General features: G+C 73.3%; 15 protein-coding genes. 9 read left to right on the plus strand and 6 right to left on the minus strand.

All coding sequences use genetic code 11. The features are described 5' to 3' along the window. Nucleotides 1-86: 86 nt before the first annotated feature. Nucleotides 87-2,207, minus strand: a complete 2,121-nt coding sequence (locus ACIF83_RS38600) for a flotillin family protein (protein WP_399734301.1) — start codon at nucleotides 2,205-2,207, stop codon at nucleotides 87-89. A 236-nt stretch (nucleotides 2,208-2,443) separates the two neighbouring features. Here ACIF83_RS38600 and ACIF83_RS38605 point away from each other — a divergent pair, with 236 nt between their 5' ends. The 3 genes from ACIF83_RS38605 to ACIF83_RS38615 all read left to right on the plus strand — a co-directional run bounded on the left by ACIF83_RS38605 (nucleotide 2,444) and on the right by ACIF83_RS38615 (nucleotide 6,142). Then, entirely contained in the window at nucleotides 2,444-3,502 is a 1,059-nt protein-coding gene (locus tag ACIF83_RS38605; RefSeq protein ID WP_393475266.1) for a PucR family transcriptional regulator, read from the plus strand. 74 nt (nucleotides 3,503-3,576) lie between these two features. Next, entirely contained in the window at nucleotides 3,577-4,566 is a 990-nt protein-coding gene (locus tag ACIF83_RS38610) for an NAD-dependent epimerase/dehydratase family protein (protein WP_399734304.1), read from the plus strand. Nucleotides 4,567-4,615: 49 nt separating this feature from the next. Next, nucleotides 4,616-6,142 (plus strand): FG-GAP-like repeat-containing protein, encoded by a 1,527-nt coding sequence (locus tag ACIF83_RS38615; RefSeq protein WP_399734307.1) that lies wholly within the window; start codon nucleotides 4,616-4,618, stop codon nucleotides 6,140-6,142. Nucleotides 6,143-6,149: 7 nt separating this feature from the next. Here the strand turns inward: ACIF83_RS38615 and ACIF83_RS38620 are convergent, their stop codons facing one another. Both ACIF83_RS38620 and ACIF83_RS38625 read right to left on the minus strand, forming a co-directional pair. Then, nucleotides 6,150-7,262 (minus strand): sensor histidine kinase, encoded by a 1,113-nt coding sequence (locus tag ACIF83_RS38620; RefSeq protein ID WP_393475258.1) that lies wholly within the window; start codon nucleotides 7,260-7,262, stop codon nucleotides 6,150-6,152. A gap of 1 nt (nucleotide 7,263) precedes the next feature. Beyond that, entirely contained in the window at nucleotides 7,264-8,007 is a 744-nt protein-coding gene (locus ACIF83_RS38625; RefSeq protein ID WP_398138860.1) for a response regulator transcription factor, read from the minus strand. Between the two features lie 104 nt (nucleotides 8,008-8,111). Between ACIF83_RS38625 and ACIF83_RS38630 the strand changes: the two genes are divergently transcribed. The 3 genes from ACIF83_RS38630 to ACIF83_RS38640 all read left to right on the plus strand — a co-directional run bounded on the left by ACIF83_RS38630 (nucleotide 8,112) and on the right by ACIF83_RS38640 (nucleotide 10,655). Beyond that, nucleotides 8,112-8,813, plus strand: a complete 702-nt coding sequence (locus tag ACIF83_RS38630) for a glycosyltransferase family 2 protein (protein WP_399734311.1) — start codon at nucleotides 8,112-8,114, stop codon at nucleotides 8,811-8,813. 322 nt (nucleotides 8,814-9,135) lie between these two features. After that, complete coding sequence (locus ACIF83_RS38635) at nucleotides 9,136-9,753, plus strand: DUF2064 domain-containing protein (RefSeq protein WP_393475250.1); 618 nt, start codon at nucleotides 9,136-9,138, stop codon at nucleotides 9,751-9,753. Further along, complete coding sequence (locus ACIF83_RS38640) at nucleotides 9,750-10,655, plus strand: class I SAM-dependent methyltransferase (RefSeq protein WP_393475247.1); 906 nt, start codon at nucleotides 9,750-9,752, stop codon at nucleotides 10,653-10,655. Before ACIF83_RS38635 ends, ACIF83_RS38640 begins: the two co-directional genes overlap by 4 nt. A gap of 346 nt (nucleotides 10,656-11,001) precedes the next feature. Here ACIF83_RS38640 and ACIF83_RS38645 read toward each other — a convergent pair whose 3' ends face one another. Further along, nucleotides 11,002-12,276 (minus strand): molybdopterin-dependent oxidoreductase, encoded by a 1,275-nt coding sequence (locus ACIF83_RS38645; protein ID WP_399734315.1) that lies wholly within the window; start codon nucleotides 12,274-12,276, stop codon nucleotides 11,002-11,004. A 113-nt stretch (nucleotides 12,277-12,389) separates the two neighbouring features. Between ACIF83_RS38645 and ACIF83_RS38650 the strand changes: the two genes are divergently transcribed. The 3 genes from ACIF83_RS38650 (at nucleotide 12,390) to ACIF83_RS38660 (ending at nucleotide 14,661) form a co-directional block, all read left to right on the plus strand. After that, nucleotides 12,390-13,715, plus strand: coding sequence for a hypothetical protein (locus tag ACIF83_RS38650; protein WP_399734318.1), 1,326 nt, complete (start codon nucleotides 12,390-12,392; stop codon nucleotides 13,713-13,715). Nucleotides 13,716-13,846: 131 nt separating this feature from the next. After that, nucleotides 13,847-14,311, plus strand: a complete 465-nt coding sequence (locus ACIF83_RS38655; protein WP_393475239.1) for a hypothetical protein — start codon at nucleotides 13,847-13,849, stop codon at nucleotides 14,309-14,311. Then, nucleotides 14,308-14,661 (plus strand): transcriptional regulator, encoded by a 354-nt coding sequence (locus tag ACIF83_RS38660; RefSeq protein WP_393475237.1) that lies wholly within the window; start codon nucleotides 14,308-14,310, stop codon nucleotides 14,659-14,661. Before ACIF83_RS38655 ends, ACIF83_RS38660 begins: the two co-directional genes overlap by 4 nt. On the opposite strand, the gene ACIF83_RS38665 is transcribed toward ACIF83_RS38660, so the two are convergent. Next, the gene (locus tag ACIF83_RS38665; protein ID WP_393475234.1) at nucleotides 14,662-15,609 is read right to left on the minus strand and encodes an MIP/aquaporin family protein; all 948 of its coding nucleotides are present in this window, start codon (nucleotides 15,607-15,609) and stop codon (nucleotides 14,662-14,664) included. Nucleotides 15,610-15,703: 94 nt separating this feature from the next. Continuing rightward, nucleotides 15,704-16,369 (minus strand): SDR family NAD(P)-dependent oxidoreductase, encoded by a 666-nt coding sequence (locus tag ACIF83_RS38670; RefSeq protein ID WP_393475231.1) that lies wholly within the window; start codon nucleotides 16,367-16,369, stop codon nucleotides 15,704-15,706. Nucleotides 16,370-16,392: the final 23 nt, after the last annotated feature.

Below are 16,392 nucleotides of genomic sequence, written 5' to 3' on the forward strand. Positions count from 1 at the left end.
GGTGAGCTTCCCGAGGGCGAGCTTCCCGAGGGTGAACAGGGGCTGCCGGGCCACCGACCCCCGTACGGCGGCCCGGCAGCCGGCCGTCAGTTCCTCGCGGCACCGTTCAGCGCGGTCAGCGGGGTGTCCGCGAGGCCCAGCTCACCGGCCCGGTCGAGCAGCTGCCTGAGCTGCCCCGCCTCCGGGCCGCCGGACTTCATCAGCTTCATCAGCAGCGCCGACACCGTCAGGCTCTGCACATCCGCCGTGCCGAGGGAGCCGAGGATCCGGCTCAGGTCGTCGGTGAAGCTGCCCGAGCCGTCCAGCCAGGGCTTCGCCAGCGCCTGCGCCGTACGGGAGTTGTCGACGAAGCCGTCGACGCCCTTGCCGAACGAGACCGCCGACACCAGCCGGTCGAAGAAGACGGACTCCCCGCCGACGATGTCGATGTCGGCGTTCTCCAGGCCGGTCGCGAGGACCGTGGCCTGGGCCTCGGCGACCTGCCGCTGCGTCTCCAGGCCGGCCAGCCGGATCTCCTTCTCCGCCTGCAGCCGCAGCCGGTACTCCTCGTGCCCGCGCGACGCCTCGTCCAGGGCGGCCATCGCGGCGGCCTTCTCGGTCAGACCCGCCGCCTCGGCCTTCAGCTTCTCCCCGATGCCGGTGGCCTCCGCGAGGGCCTTCGCCCGGGCACCCTCCGCCTCGGCCTTCAGGCGTGCCCCGGTGGCCTCCGCCGCGGCCCGTGCGCCCTCGGCCTCGGCGAGCGCCTTGGCCTGCGTGCCCTCGGCCTCCGCGCGCAGCCGTGCCTCGGTGGCCTGCGCCTCGGCCCGGCCGGACTTCTCGATGACCTCGGCCTCCTTGTCGCGGACCTGCACGGCGGCGAGCCCCTCGGCGGCGGCCTCGGCCTGGATGCCCTCGGCGAGCCGCAGCTTGGCCCGGGCGTCGAGGTCGGCGGTCTTCAACCGGGCCTCGGCGAGGGTGAGTTCCTCGGCGGCGCGGTGGGTCGCGGCCTGCTCGGCGGCCTCGGCGGCCTTGATGTCCTTGACCAGCTTCTCCTGCGCCTCGGCCTCGGCGGCGATGACGAGGGACTGCCGGTCGCGCTCGGCCTGCTCGACCGCGCGCAGCTTCTTGATGGACTCCTCCTGCTCGGCGACCGTACGGTCCACCGCGACCCGCTCCCGGATGACCTCGGCGATCTCCCGCTTCTCCGCCTCGACCTCCTTCTCGGCGGCGATCCGGGTCAGCTGGGTCTCCCGTTCCCGGGCGATGACCTCCAGCATCCGGTCCTTCTCGATGCGCTCGTTCTCGACGGCGATGACCCGCTCGCGGTTCTTCGCGGCGACCGCGACCTCACGGGCCTGGTTCTCCCGCTGCACGCCCAGCTGTTCCTCGGTGCGCAGGAAGGCGCCCTGTGCGCGCAGCCGTTCCTCCTCCGCGACCCGCGCGGTCTCGGCCTCCTCGCGGGCCCGGGACGTCTCGATCTCCCGCTTCTGCTTGATCTCCGCGTCCGCCTGCCGCCGCTCCAGCTCCAGGATGGCCTCGCGGGCATCGACGTTCTGCCGGGTGATCTCCTTCTGCTCGTTGCGCTGCGCCTCGTTGGTGCGCACGTGCTCGATCGCCGTCAGCTCGGTGATCTTGCGGATGCCCTGGGCGTCGAGGACGTTGGCCGGGTCGAGCTGGGTGAGCGGCGTCTGCTCCAGGTAGTCGATCGCCGCGTCCTCCAGGTGGTAGCCGTTGAGGTCGACACCGATCAACTCGATTATGTGGTACCGCAGTTCCTCGCGCTTGGTGTACAGGTCGGTGAAGTCCATCTGCTTGCCGACGGTCTTCAGCGCCTCGGAGAACTTCGCGTGGAACAGCTCCTGCAGCGTGTCCTGGTGGCTGGCGCGCTCGGTGCCGACGTTCTGGGCGACCTTGATGACGTCCGCCTCGGTCTTGTTGACCTTGACGAAGAACGAGATGCGGATGTCGGCGCGGATGTTGTCCCGGCAGATCAGCCCGTCCCGGCCGGAGCGGCTGATCTCGATCGTCTTCACCGAGATGTCCATCATCTCGGCCTTGTGCAGCACCGGCAGCACGACCTGCCCGGTGAACGTCACGTCCACCTTGCGCGTCTTGGACACGATCAGCGCCCGGCCCTGGTCCACCTTGCGGTACAGCCGGGAGAACGTGAGCAGCGCGAGCAGTACGACGACGAGACAGACGGCGACCAGCACGCCGAGCGCTTCCATGGCATACGTCCTTGTGCGTCAGACGATGAAGACGGAAGAGCCCAGCTCGGGTGCCGGACACCTGCCGGTGTCCGGCACCCGAACCATCCGTAGTGCTCCCCCGTGCCGCGATGGTGCACGAGAGGCGCACGCCCGCGCATTGCCGGTTTCCGGCAAGGTTCACTAGGGTCTCGATGCCGGGAGGGCGCTAAGGAACCGTCACCGGCACGTCAAGATCACGGGGGAACGGGGACGGCATGACCGAGCAAGCGATACCCGAGCACTATCTGGACGGCTACGCCGGCACGCTGGCCGAGGTCGCGGCCACCGGCCGCCGGCTGACCCGGGAGGAACTGGCCGCGCGCCGCGCCCTGGGCGAGCAGGCCGCCGAGTCCGGCCACGGACTGCGCGCCCTGGTCGTCGCCCACCTGGCCGCCGCCCGCGCCGCCTGGCCCCACGCGCCCGGCTCGGCCGACAGCACGCTGGCCGCCGTGCAGCAGGCGGTCGACGCCTTCGCCGAGGGCTACGAACGCGCCCAGCGGCTCGCCGTGCGCCGCGAGGAGGCCGCGCGCCGGGAGTTCATCGACGACCTGCTCTACGGCCGCAGCGACCTGGGCCGCCTCGCCGAGCGCGCCGAACGGTTCGGCCTGCGGATGTCCCGGGCGCACGCGGTCGCCGTCGCCGAGGGCCCGGTGCCCTACGTCGAGGGCGATCCGGTGACCCGGCAGGTGGAACGGGCGGTCCTGGCCCGCTTCGACGCCCGCAGCATCCTGCTCACCACCAAGAACGGCCGGCTGCTGTGCGTCGCGCCCGGCGACGAGGACGAGGTCCTCACCCACTTCGCCAAGCAGGTGTACGCGGCGGCCGAGGGCTGCCGGGTCGCGGTCGGCCGCGCGCAGCACGGACCCGGCGGGGTCGTGCAGTCGTACGAAGAGGCCCTCGCCACACTGGAGATGGCCGCGCGGCTCGACCTGAACGAGCCGCTGCTGCACGCCGCCGACCTGCTCGTGTACCCGGTGCTCGCCCGCGACCGGCAGGCGATGGCCGACCTGGTCTCGCACACCCTCGGCCCGCTCACCGCGGCCCGCGGCGGGCCGCAGCCACTGCTGGACACGCTGACCGCGTACTTCGACTCCGGCTGCGTGGCCGCCGAGGCCGCCCGTCGGCTCTCGCTCAGCGTGCGCGCCCTGACCTACCGCCTGGAGCGCATCCACAAGCTGACCGGCGCCGACCCGGCCGACCCGGCCCACCGCTACCCGCTGCAGACGGCGGTGATCGGCGCCCGGCTGCTGGACTGGCCCGCGAAGCCGCTCTGAGCAGTCCTTACGGAGGGGTGACGTACCGCCCGTCGCACCCGGTCGCGGGCGGGTCGCGGACCTAGCGTGGCCGTATGCGTGTACTGGTCACCGGCGGTGCCGGGTTCATCGGGTCCCATGTCGTCGACGCGCTGCGGGCGCGCGGGCACGAACCGGTCGTGTACGACGTCCGGGACGCTCCCGGCGCCGACGTGCGCAACCCGTCCGCCGTCGCCGCGGCCCTGTCCGGCATGGACGCGGTCTGCCACCAGGCGGCCATGGTGGGCCTCGGCAACGGCGTCGCGGACGCGGCCGAGTACGTCTCCCGCAACGACCTGGGCACCGCCGTGCTGCTCGCCGCGATGGCCGAGGCGGGCGTACGGCGGCTGGTGCTGGCCGGGTCGATGGTGGTCTACGGGGAGGGCCGCTACTACTGCCCCGTGCACGGTGTCGTACGCCCCGGCCCCCGTGCCGCCGCCGACCTGGCCGCGGGCCGCTTCGACCCGCGCTGCCCCCGCTGCGGCGCCGAACTGTCCCCCGGCCTGGTCACCGAGGACGCCCCGGCCGACCCGCGCAACGTGTACGCCGCCACCAAGCTCGCCCAGGAACACCTGTCCGCCGCCTGGGCCCGCTGCACGGACGGCACGGCCATCTCGCTCCGCTACCACAACGTCTACGGCCCCCGCATGCCCCGGAACACCCCGTACGCCGGGGTCGCCTCCTTCTTCCGCTCGGCCCTGGAACGCGGCGAGCCCCCGCGCGTGTTCGAGGACGGCCGCCAGCGCCGGGACTTCGTGCACGTCCGGGACGTGGCCACCGCCAACGTCACCGCGCTGGAGGCCGAGCCGCGCCCCGGAACGCTCACGGCGTACAACACCGGCAGCGGCGACCCCCACACGGTCGGCGAGCTGGCCCACGCCCTGTCCACCGCCTGCGACGGCCCCGAACCGCTGATCACCGGCGAGTACCGGCTGGGCGACGTCCGGCACATCACGGCGGACTCGTCGCGGCTGCGGGCGGAGCTGGGCTGGAAGCCGGAGGTGACGTTCGAGGAGGGGATGCGGGAGTTCGCCGGGGCCCGGTGACCTGTCACAGGAATCACAAGAATTCACCTAACTCACGTACAACCCTTGCGTGTTGTCGTCGGTCCTCCTGATCGCGCGCCACTTCGGCGCCAGGGATCCGCCCCGACCGTGGGAGACACTTTTGCGCAAGCGCACCTCGCTGTTGACCGCAGCGCTGCTCGCCTCCGGCCTGACCCCGGTGGCCCTTGCCGCCCCCGCCTCGGCCGCCCCTTCGGGGCTCCAGGGCGACTTCAACGGGGACGGCTACCGGGACGTGGCCGTCGCCGCCCCGTTCGCCACGGTCGGCGGCAGCGCCGAAGCCGGCCAGGTCGCCGTCGTCTACGGCACAGCGAGCGGGCTGAACCCGGCCAAGCACCAGCTGATCAGCCAGAACACCGCCGGCATTCCCGGCGACGCGGAGAAGGGCGACCAGTTCGGCGACCGGATCGCCACCGCCGACCTCAACCGCGACGGCTACAGCGACCTCGTCGTCGGGGCACAGCACGAGAATGCCGGCAGCGTCCAGGAAGCGGGCACGGTCGTCATCGTCTGGGGCTCCAGGAGCGGCCTGTCCGGCGGTACGACGGTGAAGAACCCGCAGACGCTGTACGGCAGTTACTTCGGGATGAGCATCGCGGCGGCCGACTTCACCGGCGACGGCAAGCCCGACCTGGCGATCTCCGCGCAGAGCGACACGGAGAACCCCAGCAGCTGGCGGGTCCGGCTGATCCGGGGCCCGTTCGGCAAGTCCGGCTCGACGGGCCGGGTCTCCTCCTACTCCCCCGGCATCGACAGGCCGGCCCTCACCGCCGGCCGGGTGAGCGGCGACACCAAGGCCGACCTGGTGGTCACCGGGCAGAAGCCCAATGGCGACCATCTCGCCACGGCCGTCTACTACAAGGGCACCGCCGACGGCATCAGCAAGGCGGCGAGCCTGCGCACCGCCGAGACGGCCGCGATCGGCGACCTGAACAAGGACGGCTTCGGCGACATCGTCCTCGGCAACCCCGAGGACCCGGCCGACGAGCCCTCGGCCTCCACCGGCGGCAAGATCCACGTCATCTACGGCACCTCGTCCGGCCCGAGCGCCACCCGCCGCGTCTCGATCACCCAGAACACCTCGGGCGTCCCGGACTCCTCCGAAGAGCTCGACGGCTTCGGCCGGGCGCTGGCCATCGGCGACTTCGACAAGGACGGCTACGGGGACCTGGCGGTCGGCGCGCCGGGCGAGACCTTCGGGGACGACTCCGACTACCGCTCCTCCGCCGGAGCGATCACCCTTCTCCGGGGCTCGGCCTCCGGCCTCAGCACGACCCGCCCGGTGTTCCTCACCCAGGACAGCCCCGGTGTGCCGGGCACCCTGGAGGCGGGCGACGACTTCGGCGGCACCCTCCTCGCCTCCGACGTGAACCGCGACGGCCACGCCGACCTGACGGCCGCCGCCGTCGGCGAGAACGACCCCGAGGGCGCGGTCTGGTTCCTGCCGGGCGCCTCGTCCACGCTCTACTCGACGACCGCGTCCACCACCTTCGGTCCGACCGCGCTGGGCCTGCCGGCCCGTAAGTACACCGACTTCGGGGACGAGTTCGCGGGCTAGGAGTCGTCTACGCCTTGGCCGCCGGCAGGGTCACCTCGAAGCGGCAGCCGCCCGGGATGTTGCGGACGGTCGTGCGGCCCTGGTGCGCCTCGACGATGCCCCGGACGATCGCCAGGCCGAGCCCCGCGCCAGCCGGCGGCGTGCGCGCGTCCGTGCCGCGCCAGCCGGTGTCGAAGACGCGGGGCAGGTCCTCCTCGGGGATGCCGCCGCAGCCGTCCGTCACCGACAGCACCACGCCGTCGGGGGCACGCTCGGCGGCGACGGCGACCGTGCCATCGGCCGGGGTGCGGCGGATGGCGTTCACCAGCAGGTTGGCGAGGACCCGGCTCATCTCCTTGCCGTCGACCTCCACCGGCAGCGGCTGCACCCGGTCGCCCACGAGCCGTACGCCGTGCTCGCGGGCGAGCGGGCCGACCCCCGCGAGGGCGTCGCCGACCAGGTCGTACAGCGAGACCCGGGCCGGGCTCAGGGGCAGCGTGCCGGCGTGGATGCGGGAGAGTTCGAAGAGGTCGCCGACCATGTCGTTGAGGCGTTCCACCTCGGTGCGGATCTGCTTGAGGTAGCGGTCGGGGTCGGCCGCCACCCCGTCCTCCAGCGCCTCCGACATGGCGCGCAGGCCGGCGAGCGGGGTGCGCAGATCGTGCGAGATCCACGCGACGAGTTCCCGCCGAGAGGTCTCCAGGGCCCGCTCGCGTTCCCGGGACGCGGCGAGCCGGGCGCTGGTGGCGGCCAACTCGCGGCTGAGCGCGTCCAGTTCCGCGGTGGCGGGGACCTCGGGCGCGGCGAAGGCGCCGCCGTCACCGAAGTGCCGGGCGGCGTCGGCGAGTTCACGGCTGCGGGCGACGACCCAGCGGCCCAGCAGCAGCGCGGTGACCAGGGAGACCACAGCCGCCATGGCCACGACCGTGGTGACGACCCGCAGGTCGTGTGAGGACAGGAACATCGCCTGGGCCACGGCCATCGTCCCGGCGAGCATGGCGACCACGCCGACGGCCGCCACCACGGCGAGCGAGGCGGTGAGGGAACGCCGGCGGATCAGCCGCAGCACGGCCGCTCCGACGAGACCGGTGGCGGCGGCGCCGAGGAAGGCGTAGAGGGCGATGAGCAGGGTGTCGCGCATGTCAGTCGCCCTCCGTTCCGGTTCCGGTGGGGTCGAAGCGGTATCCCACGCCCCACACCGTCTGGATGAGGCGGGGGCGGGCGGGGTCGTCCTCGACCTTGCCGCGCAGGCGGCGGACATGGACCGTGACGGTCGACAGGTCACCGAAGTCCCAGCCCCACACCTCCCGCATCAGCTCCTCCCGGCCGAACGCCTGCCCCGGATGCCGCAGGAAGAAGGCGAGCAGGTCGAACTCCCTCAGGGTGAGGGCCAGATCGGTGCCGTTCTTGGTGGCGCGGCGGGCGGCCGGATCCACGGTCAGACCGGCCGCGCCCAGCGGGCCGCGCGGCACGGCGGGCCGGGCGCGGCGCAGCACCGACTCCACCCGCAGCACCAGCTCGCGCGGGCTGAACGGCTTGGTCACGTAGTCGTCGGCGCCGACCTCCAGGCCGAGGATGCGGTCGTCCTCGTCACCGCGCGCGGTGAGCATGACCACCGGCACCGGACCGTGCTCGCGCAGCCGTCGGCACACCTCAAGGCCGTCCATCCCGGGCAGCATCAGATCCAGCACCACCAGGTCCGGCCGTTGCGCCGCGGCCCGGGCGAGGGCGGCCGGGCCGTCGGCGGCACGGTCCACGGCGTATCCGGCCCGGTCCAGGTATCCCGCGACGACCTCGGCGACGGTCGGATCGTCGTCCACGACGAGGATCCGGCCCAGGGGACCGGGTCGTGGCCCGGCGTCCGGTGATGCGTACGGCTGCTGCATGCCTCCACCCTGGCACCGAGCCGCCCGGGAGGCTCGGCCGCGGCTCCGACGTCCGCGTTTCGTAAGGAGGTGATGACCCCTTTGCCCCGGTTCGGCTTCGTAGGGTGAACGCCGTGACGAGCACCTCTTCTCCCCCTTCCGACGTGGATGTCGTGCTGCCCTGCCTGAACGAGGCCGAGGCGCTGCCCTGGGTCCTCGCGCACGTCCCGGCCGGCTGGCGCGCCCTCGTCGTCGACAACGGCTCCACCGACGGCTCCGCCGACCTGGCCCGTGGCCTCGGCGCGACCGTCGTGCGCGAGGAGCGGCGCGGTTTCGGCGCCGCCTGCCACGCCGGGCTGCTGGCCGCCACCGCCGACGTGGTCTGCTTCTGCGACTGCGACGCCTCCCTCGACCCCGCGCAGCTGATCCCGTTCGTCCGCGAGGTCCGGGCCGGCGGGGCCGACCTGGTGCTCGGCCGACGCCGCCCGCAGACCCGGGGCGCCTGGCCGGCCCACGCCCGCGCCGGCAACCTCGCCCTCTCCCGCCTCCTGCGCCGCCGCACCGGCCTGCGCCTGCACGACCTCGGGCCCCTGCGCGCGGCCCGCCGCGAGCGGCTGCTCGACCTGGCCCTGACCGACCGTCGCAGCGGCTACCCCCTGCAGATGGTGGTCCGTGCCGCCGACGCGGGCTGGCACATCACCGAGCACGACGTCCCGTATCTCCCGCGCACCGGCGCCTCGAAGGTCACGGGGACCTGGCGGGGCACGTGGCAGGCGGTACGGGACATGAACAAGGTCCTGAACGAGCCACCCGTTGTCCGTACCTAGCCGCTCGTTGTCCGTGCCCAGCCGCGGGCCGGTGGGGCTGGTCGCTCCCCCAAGTTCTCGGCTTCGCTCGAACAGGGGGCACCCCCACCGCGGCGGAGCCGCATATCGATAGAGCCCCGCGCCCCCGGGGAGTTGCGGTGCCGTCGGCCGCACAGGCGCCGCTGCCGCAGCCGGCCACGCGCCCGCCGTCCCCACGCAGCTGCGGGCAGTCGTGCCGCTGGGGCGGCACCCGCTGCCAAGGAGAGCGGCACCCCGCCGGCGCGGTCAGGCGAAACCCACCCCCGCTCAGCCCCCACCCGGTCACCAGCCAAGGAAGGCCCACATGACCACCCTCCTCGTCATCGCCAAGGAGCCCCTGCCCGGGCGGGTCAAGACGCGGCTCACTCCGCCCTTCACGCCCGAGCAGGCCGCCGCCCTCGCCGAAGCCTCGCTCGCCGACACCCTGCGGGCCGTGGCCGAAACCCCGGCCACGCGCAGAGTGCTCGTGCTGGACGGCCGGCCAGGACCCTGGCTGCCCCCCGGCTTCGACGTCGTACCCCAGGGCACCGGCGGACTCGACGCCCGCCTCGCCGACGCCTTCGCCCGCTGCCCCGGCCCCGCCCTGCTGATCGGCATGGACACCCCGCAGGTCACCCCGGAGCTGCTCACCGTGGACTTCGTGGGCTGTGACGCGTACTTCGGCCCGGCCGAGGACGGCGGGTTCTGGGCGCTGGGCCTGGCGCGACCGGAGCCCGCGCTGCTGCGTGGGGTGCCGATGTCCACGCCGGAGACCGGGGCCGTACAGCGGGAGCGGCTGGTCGCCGCCGGGCTGCGGGTGCGGGACCTGCCCCGGCTGCGGGACGTCGACACGGCCGACGACGCCCGCGCCGTCGCCGCCCTCGCCCCGCACGGCGCCTTCGCCGCCCGGCTGGCGGACTGCACGGCGGCCGGTGCCCGATGACGCCCGCATCCGGCCCGACGACAGCACGGCGCACGTGGCGCCCCGCAGCCGCCGACGGCGAACGCGCCCCACAGGGGCCACCCGCACCCGGCGACGAAAGCGTCACGGGTGGTGCGGGTGGGAAAACGATCGCCGACGGCGCAGCCGAGGCGGTGTCGGCCGACGCCCCGCAGGGCCCCGCCTGGGCCGTCTCCGACCCGTACGCCACAGCCCTGCGCACCGGCCGCGGCCCGCTGTACCTGCGCCGCACCGACGGCTGGCTCCTGCCGCTGGAGGTGGAGCGCTGGTGCGCCGGCGCGGACGCGGTGGACTCGGCGGTGCTGGACCGCTGCGAGGGTGCCGTCCTGGACGTCGGCTGCGGCCCGGGCCGGCTGGTGGCGGAGTTGGCCGCCCGGGGCCGTACCGTCCTCGGTGTCGACGTCAGCGAGGCGGCCGTCACCCGCACCATCACCGTCGGCGGCCAGGCCCTGCGCCGCTCGGTGTTCGACCCGCTGCCCGGCGAGGGACGCTGGGGCACCGTCCTGCTCATGGACGGCAACATCGGCATCGGCGGCGACCCGCGCGCCCTGTTGCACCGGATGGGCCAACTCCTCGCACCCGGCGGCCTGTTGATCGCCGAGACGGACCGACTCGACCTCGACGAGCGCACCCGGGTGCAGGTCGTCGACGTCGCCCACGGGCGGGCCCTCATCGGCGACCCGTTCCCGTGGGCGCGGATCGGCACCCCGGCGCTGCTCCGACTCGCGGACCGGGCCGTCGAGTGGCGCGCGGAGGCTCAGTGGACGGCCGGAGACCGCCGCTTCGTCGCCCTGCGCACCTGCACCGCGAGCAGCAGCGCCGAGCCGCCGAAGAGCAGGGCGGTGATCAGCAGCCAGCGGCCGAGGAAGACGTCCGCGGACTGACCGGTGGCGAGGCGGTAACGCCGGTTCACCAGGTTGAAGATCAGCGGGAACCACACGAGCAGCAGCAGGCCCGACAGTGCGGCCGGCACCCGCACGTACATCACCCACGCGCGCCGTCCGACCGCGTCGAGACCGTGCACGACCGCCCGGTCCGCCATCGAGTACAGCGGCAGCAGAACGAGGTCGTGCAGCAGGGCCGCCCCCACGATCCACAGCGCCACCCCGAACCAGTCACCGGCGAGCAGCCGTACACCGGCGTACGCGGCGAGCGCGAACGAGCAGCAGAGCAGCAGGATCTGCAGCGGACTGCCCACAGGCAGGCGGTGCGGCACAGCCAGGCGGCGCATCACAGGTCTCCGAAGGTCAGCCGGGCCACCCACTTGGTGTTGAGCACGCCTGGTGCGGCGGGCACGATGACGCGCGCCGGGTGGCCGTGGTCGGGGGACAGTTCCTCGCCGTTGACGTACAGGGCGAGCAGGGAGCGCGGGTCGGCCACCTGGTTGGCGCGCAGGGCCGCGCGGCGGAAGGCGCCGTGCCGCTGCAGGGACTCCACGAACACGTCCGGCGGGTCGCCCTCGTACCCGACGAGCGCCGCGAGGTCCCGCAGCCGCACCCCGCGCCACCACTGGTCGGCGGTGGACCAGCCCTCCACGCAGGCGATCGGCAACGACGAGCTGTGCAGGGGCAGTTGGAGCAGCTGGGCGCGGCTGAGGCGCACGGTCCCGGTGTGTCCGGTGACGACGAGCCGCCACGCCTCCTCGCTGGTCTCCGCCGCGTCGATGCCGGCGTACGCGGCCGTCTTGTTGATCTGGAAGCCGTTCGGGCCGCCGGCCGGGTCGGTCCCGCCGTGCGGCGCGAGCAGGGCCGTACGCCGGAAGGGTCCGCCCAGGCTCTGCCCGACCGTGGTCAGGAACAGCAGCAGCGAACCGCCGCCGACCAGCCACAGCGCCCCGCGCCGGGACACGGTGGGCGGGTCGGGGTCCGGCGCGACCAGATCGTCTGCGTCCTTCTCGGCCTTCTCGGCCTTCTCGGCCTTCTCGTCACCCTCGCGCAGCCGCCGCCGCACGGTCCGCAGCGCGGCCGGTGTCTTCAGCACCGCGTGCGCCACGAACGCGGCGAAGAACACCCACGCGCCGTAGAAGTGCAGCGGGTAGAAGGAGCCGGGGAAGACGTAGTCCAGCTGGACGTTGAGCACGCCGGTCGTGAACTCGAACAGCCCGCCGCCGACCAGCAGCAGCAGCGAGATCCGCTCCAGCGCGTGCGCCAGGGAGCGGGCGGGCGGCAGCGTGAACAGCTTCGGCACCACCGACCACAGCTTGGCCAGCAGGATCGGGATCAGGGTGATGCCGAGGGTGACGTGCAGGCCCTGGGTGAACCGGTACAGCCACACCGGGCCGGTCGGCCACGCGAAGAGGTAGAAGCCGAGGATCCCCTTGTCCGGGGTCGTGTCGTTCACCGGGTGCAGGCCCGGGTTGTAGGCCGCGTAGGACACCAGGCCGGTCACGAACAGCACCGTGATGCCGACGAGCAGCACGAGACCGAGCACCGAGGTGAACCAGCGGCCGCGCAGGGGGCTGCGCCAGAAACCGGGGGAGGTGGGAAGTCGGGGAAGGTCGCCCATGCCCCGACCGTAAGCCGCGAAACGCCTGGCAAAGGGGGCGCGACCCATGACGAAACGCTGACGTCCGGCCTGTACGACAACCCGTGCGGGGCCGTGCGGCCTAACGTGCCGACGTGACCCGCTCCCTCCGCCGTGATCTGTACGCCGCCGGGGCCGCCGCCCTGCTCGTGACGGTGGCCGTCCTGGTCGGCCGCCACCTCCAGGACAGCTACCGCGTCCTGTTCGTGCACTGGCCGCCCGTACTGGCCGAGTGGGACCCGCACGTGGGCCCCGGCACACCGGCCGCCGTCCTCCTGGCGGCGGCCGGCGTGGCGTACGGCCCGGCCCTGGCCGCCCGCCTGCCGTGGCGCGCCCTGCTGGTGACGGCCTGGGGGTCGGCCATGGCCTGGATCCTCTCCCTCGCCCTGGTCGACGGCTGGCACCAGGGCGTCGCGGTCCGCCTCACCACCCGCGAGGAGTACCTCCGGGTCATCGGCCGCTTCCACGACGTCCCGGCCACCCTGCGGGACTTCACCCACCACATCGTCAGCGGCACCCCCGCCCCCTGGCCGGCCCATGTCGCAGGCCACCCGCCGGGCGCGACGCTCACCTTCGTCCTCCTCGACCGGATCGGGCTGCGGGGCGGCGGCTGGGCCGGGATGTGGTGCGTGACCCTCGGCTCGACGGCCTGCGTGGCGGTCCTGGTCGCCGTCCGCGCCCTGGCGGACGAGACCCTGGCCCGACGGGCGGCCCCCTTCCTGGTCCTGGCTCCGGCGGCGGTCTGGCTGGGCACCTCCGCCGACGCGTACTTCGCGGCGGTCGCCGCCTGGTCGGTGGCCCTGCTCGCCCTCGCGGTCACGCGCCGCTCCCTGCCCTGGGCGGCGACCTCCGGTCTGCTCCTCGGCCTGACCTGCTACCTGTCGTACGGCCTCACGCTCCTCGCCCTCGTCGCGACGGCGGTCCTGCTGCTGGGCCGGGACGGGGTGCGCGAGCGCCCGGCGCTCCTCCTGGCCCTCCTCGCCGGACTCGCCGTCGTGCCAGTGGCGTTCACGCTCGCGGGCTTCGACTGGTGGACGGCGTACCGCCTGTTGGTGACCCGCTACTACCAGGGCGTCGGCGGCAAGCGCCCCTACGGCTACTGGGTGTGGGCCAACCTGGCCTGCACGGTCCTGATCACGGGTCTGGCGACGGCGGCGGGCCTGCGCCGCACGGCCACGGCCCTCACCCACCGCACCGACCCCGCCGCCGTCCGCCTGGCGGTCCTCGTCTCCACCACCTTCCTCGCGCTCCTCGTCGCCGACCTGTCCGGGATGAGCAAGGCAGAGACCGAGCGCATCTGGCTGCCGTTCGCGATGTGGCTGCTGCCGGCGTGCGGGTACCTGCCCCACCCGCGGGCCTGGCTCACCGCGCAGGCGGTGCTCGCGCTGCTTCTCAACCACCTGCTGCTGACGGGCTGGTGAGGGTGAGGCTGCCGGCGGGACAGCCGAGGGCATGACTGGAAAGTACTTGCATTCTTGGAAAGTACTATCCATGCTGAAGGTCATCAGCGGGCGGTCCGACCAACCGCCCCACCGACAGCGGAGGTACACACATGGCCGGCACGGGGGACCCCATCGACGCACAGCAGGCGAAGGACGCGCTGACCGCCGCACGATCCGCCCAGGCCGCGGCACGCGCGGCCAGTGACCGGCGGACCAGGCCCCGGGGTTACGCCGTCGGCCAGGCCCTGACCTTCGCGGCCGGCTTCACGGCGCTGGGCCTCGCCGACGGACAGCCGCGGTGGGCGGCCTGGCTGTCGACCGGAGGGCTGCTGAGCCTGGCCGCCTTCTTCGTCCTGGTCTGGCTCGGCGCGCACCACGGCGGAGTCACGCGCTGGTTCGACCGGCGCCGCGAGCCCGGACGGCCCGCCTGGCGGACCTGGCTGCTCCCCCTCGCCCCCATCGCCGTGAGCCTGCTGGCCGCGATCCCGTACGGCACGACGGGCTGGCTGGTGGCCTTCGGTCTCGCGGGCGGCCTGGAACACCTGCTGCGGGCCACCGGGGTGGGCACGGCATGACCGAGGCATCTCAGCCCCCCGCCCTGGACCGGGAACTCCACCACCCCACCCGACTGGCCCTCGCCGCCTACCTCTCCGCCTGTGGGGAAGCGGAGTTCGCCGTGCTGCGGGACTACTGCCAGGTGTCCGACTCGACGCTGAGCAAGACACTCTCCGCCCTGGAGAAGACGGGCTACGTCAGCATCCGCAAGGGCTACCTGGGCAAGCGCCCGCGCACCTGGGCGGCGCTCACGTTCACCGGTCGGCGCGCGCTGGCGGGCCACCTGACGGCGCTCGAGGAGATCGCGTCGGCGGCCCGCAGGGCGGGGGCGGAGCCCGAAGGGGACCGGTCGGAGCCCGGAGAGGACTAGCTACTCCTCGTCGACCTCCTCCGTCCCCCGGGTCCGGCCCGGCTCGGGCAGCTCGCCCAGTTCGGAGCGCACGAGCAGGACGTCGCCGATGAACAGGTCGTAGATCAGGATCCCGATGATCCCGCCGACGAACGGCCCGACGATCGGGATCCACCAGTAGCCGCTGTACACGCCGGACACGCTGCCCGGGAAGGCATAACTCTGCCACCCTGCCGCATAGGTGAGCAGCCGCGGCCCGAAGTCACGGGCCGGGTTGATGGCGTACCCGGCGTTGGCGCCGTAGGACATGCCGATGGCGGCGACCACGAAGCCCACCAGCAGCGGGCCGAGGTTGGCCTTCACGGCCTGGTTGCGCAGGTCGATGAGGGCGGCGATCAGCATGAGCAGGAAGGCCGTACCGACGATCTGGTCGATCAACGGCCCCCAGATGCCGCCGTGGAAGTACGCGGCCGGGAAGGTCGCGAAGATGGAGAACGTGGCGTTGGTACGCCCGTTCACCTTCGGCCCCGTCGCGGCGTGGTCATAGGCGCTGATCGCGTCGCGGTACACGAGGTAGACCAGCGCCGCGCCCGCGAACGCGCCGACCACCTGCGACAACATGAACGGCAGGACCTTGGTCCAGGCGAACCCGCGGCGGATGGCCATCGCCAGCGTCACCGCCGGATTCAGGTGGGCACCGCTGACACCACCGGCGACGTAGACACCGAAGCAGACGGCGAACGCCCAGCCGAACGTGATCAGCAGCCAGTCGCCGGCCGCGAGGAAGATCGTCGTGGGGGTCGCCGCACGGCCCGAGCCGGGCAGTGCGGCCACCGCCATCGCGACCACGCCGCAGCCGAAGGAGATGAGGACGAAGGTCCCGAGGAACTCCGCCATGCACTCGCCCAGCAAGCCACCCCGGCGCCTGAACTGGGAGGGCTTGATGAGCGGGGGGATTTCGACAGCCATTGAGGCCCCCTCGAAGAGAGCGATACGGCCCGACACGACCATATTGGCCCACAAATGCTCTTCATGCAGGGCGACGCGATCTCCGGGCCGCCGGTCAGCTGTCGAGGTCGTCGGCGTAGTGCCGGAACCCGTGCCGCTCCCGATGCATGCCCCACAGGGTCTCCGCGAGCACGGCCGGATCCTTCCGCACGTGCCCGGGCGTGATGGCCCCCGGAATCACCAGCTGGGCAACATGGATCCCCTCACCGGCGAGCCGGTCGTGCAGCAGATGCCCGTACGCGCTCTCCGCGGCGAACGCGATCGACGTGCCCGCCCGCTCGGGATGCGGCACGGCGGCCGTCCCCCCGTTCACGAACAGGATGGTCCCGCGCCCGAGCGCCCGCATACCGGGCAGCACCTGCTGCACCGCCGCGACCGGCCCGTACACCGAGAACTCGATCGGCCCGAGCAGATCCCGGTGCCGGGTCTCCAGCACGGGTCGCATGAAGTCCCGGTGCGGGACGGGGCTGTACTGCAACACCTCGACGGTCCCGAGCGCGGCGGCTGCATCCTTCAGGGCCGCCACCAACTGCTCCGGCCGACGCACATCGGCAGGGAACCCCCGCGCGGCGACACCCTCGTCGGCAAGCTCGCCCACCAGGACCTGCAGCCGCTCCCGGTCCCGTGCGACGAGGGCGACGTCGTACCCCTCCCGCCCGAACCGACGCGCGACGGCGGCGCCCAGCCCGGGCCCGGCGCCGACGATGGCAATGGTGCTCATGGACAAATCCTTGCCCGTACGAC

It is taken from the genome of Streptomyces sp. NPDC085866 (assembly GCF_044541035.1).
Taxonomy (GTDB): Bacteria; Actinomycetota; Actinomycetes; order Streptomycetales; family Streptomycetaceae; genus Streptomyces.

What these genes read in the sequence shown, in the direction of transcription:
- ACIF83_RS38605 (WP_393475266.1), top strand. Translation starts at nt 2,444, where the DNA reads ATGACCGAGCAAGCGATACCCGAGCACTATCTGGACGGCTACGCCGGC.
- ACIF83_RS38655 (WP_393475239.1), top strand. Translation starts at nt 13,847, where the DNA reads ATGGCCGGCACGGGGGACCCCATCGACGCACAGCAGGCGAAGGACGCG.
- ACIF83_RS38670 (WP_393475231.1), bottom strand. Translation starts at nt 16,369, where the DNA reads ATGAGCACCATTGCCATCGTCGGCGCCGGGCCCGGGCTGGGCGCCGCC.
- ACIF83_RS38625 (WP_398138860.1), bottom strand. Translation starts at nt 8,007, where the DNA reads ATGCAGCAGCCGTACGCATCACCGGACGCCGGGCCACGACCCGGTCCC.
- ACIF83_RS38600 (WP_399734301.1), bottom strand. Translation starts at nt 2,207, where the DNA reads ATGGAAGCGCTCGGCGTGCTGGTCGCCGTCTGTCTCGTCGTCGTACTG.
- ACIF83_RS38610 (WP_399734304.1), top strand. Translation starts at nt 3,577, where the DNA reads ATGCGTGTACTGGTCACCGGCGGTGCCGGGTTCATCGGGTCCCATGTC.
- ACIF83_RS38620 (WP_393475258.1), bottom strand. Translation starts at nt 7,262, where the DNA reads ATGCGCGACACCCTGCTCATCGCCCTCTACGCCTTCCTCGGCGCCGCC.
- ACIF83_RS38635 (WP_393475250.1), top strand. Translation starts at nt 9,136, where the DNA reads ATGACCACCCTCCTCGTCATCGCCAAGGAGCCCCTGCCCGGGCGGGTC.
- ACIF83_RS38645 (WP_399734315.1), bottom strand. Translation starts at nt 12,276, where the DNA reads ATGGGCGACCTTCCCCGACTTCCCACCTCCCCCGGTTTCTGGCGCAGC.
- ACIF83_RS38665 (WP_393475234.1), bottom strand. Translation starts at nt 15,609, where the DNA reads ATGGCTGTCGAAATCCCCCCGCTCATCAAGCCCTCCCAGTTCAGGCGC.
- ACIF83_RS38660 (WP_393475237.1), top strand. Translation starts at nt 14,308, where the DNA reads ATGACCGAGGCATCTCAGCCCCCCGCCCTGGACCGGGAACTCCACCAC.
- ACIF83_RS38640 (WP_393475247.1), top strand. Translation starts at nt 9,750, where the DNA reads ATGACGCCCGCATCCGGCCCGACGACAGCACGGCGCACGTGGCGCCCC.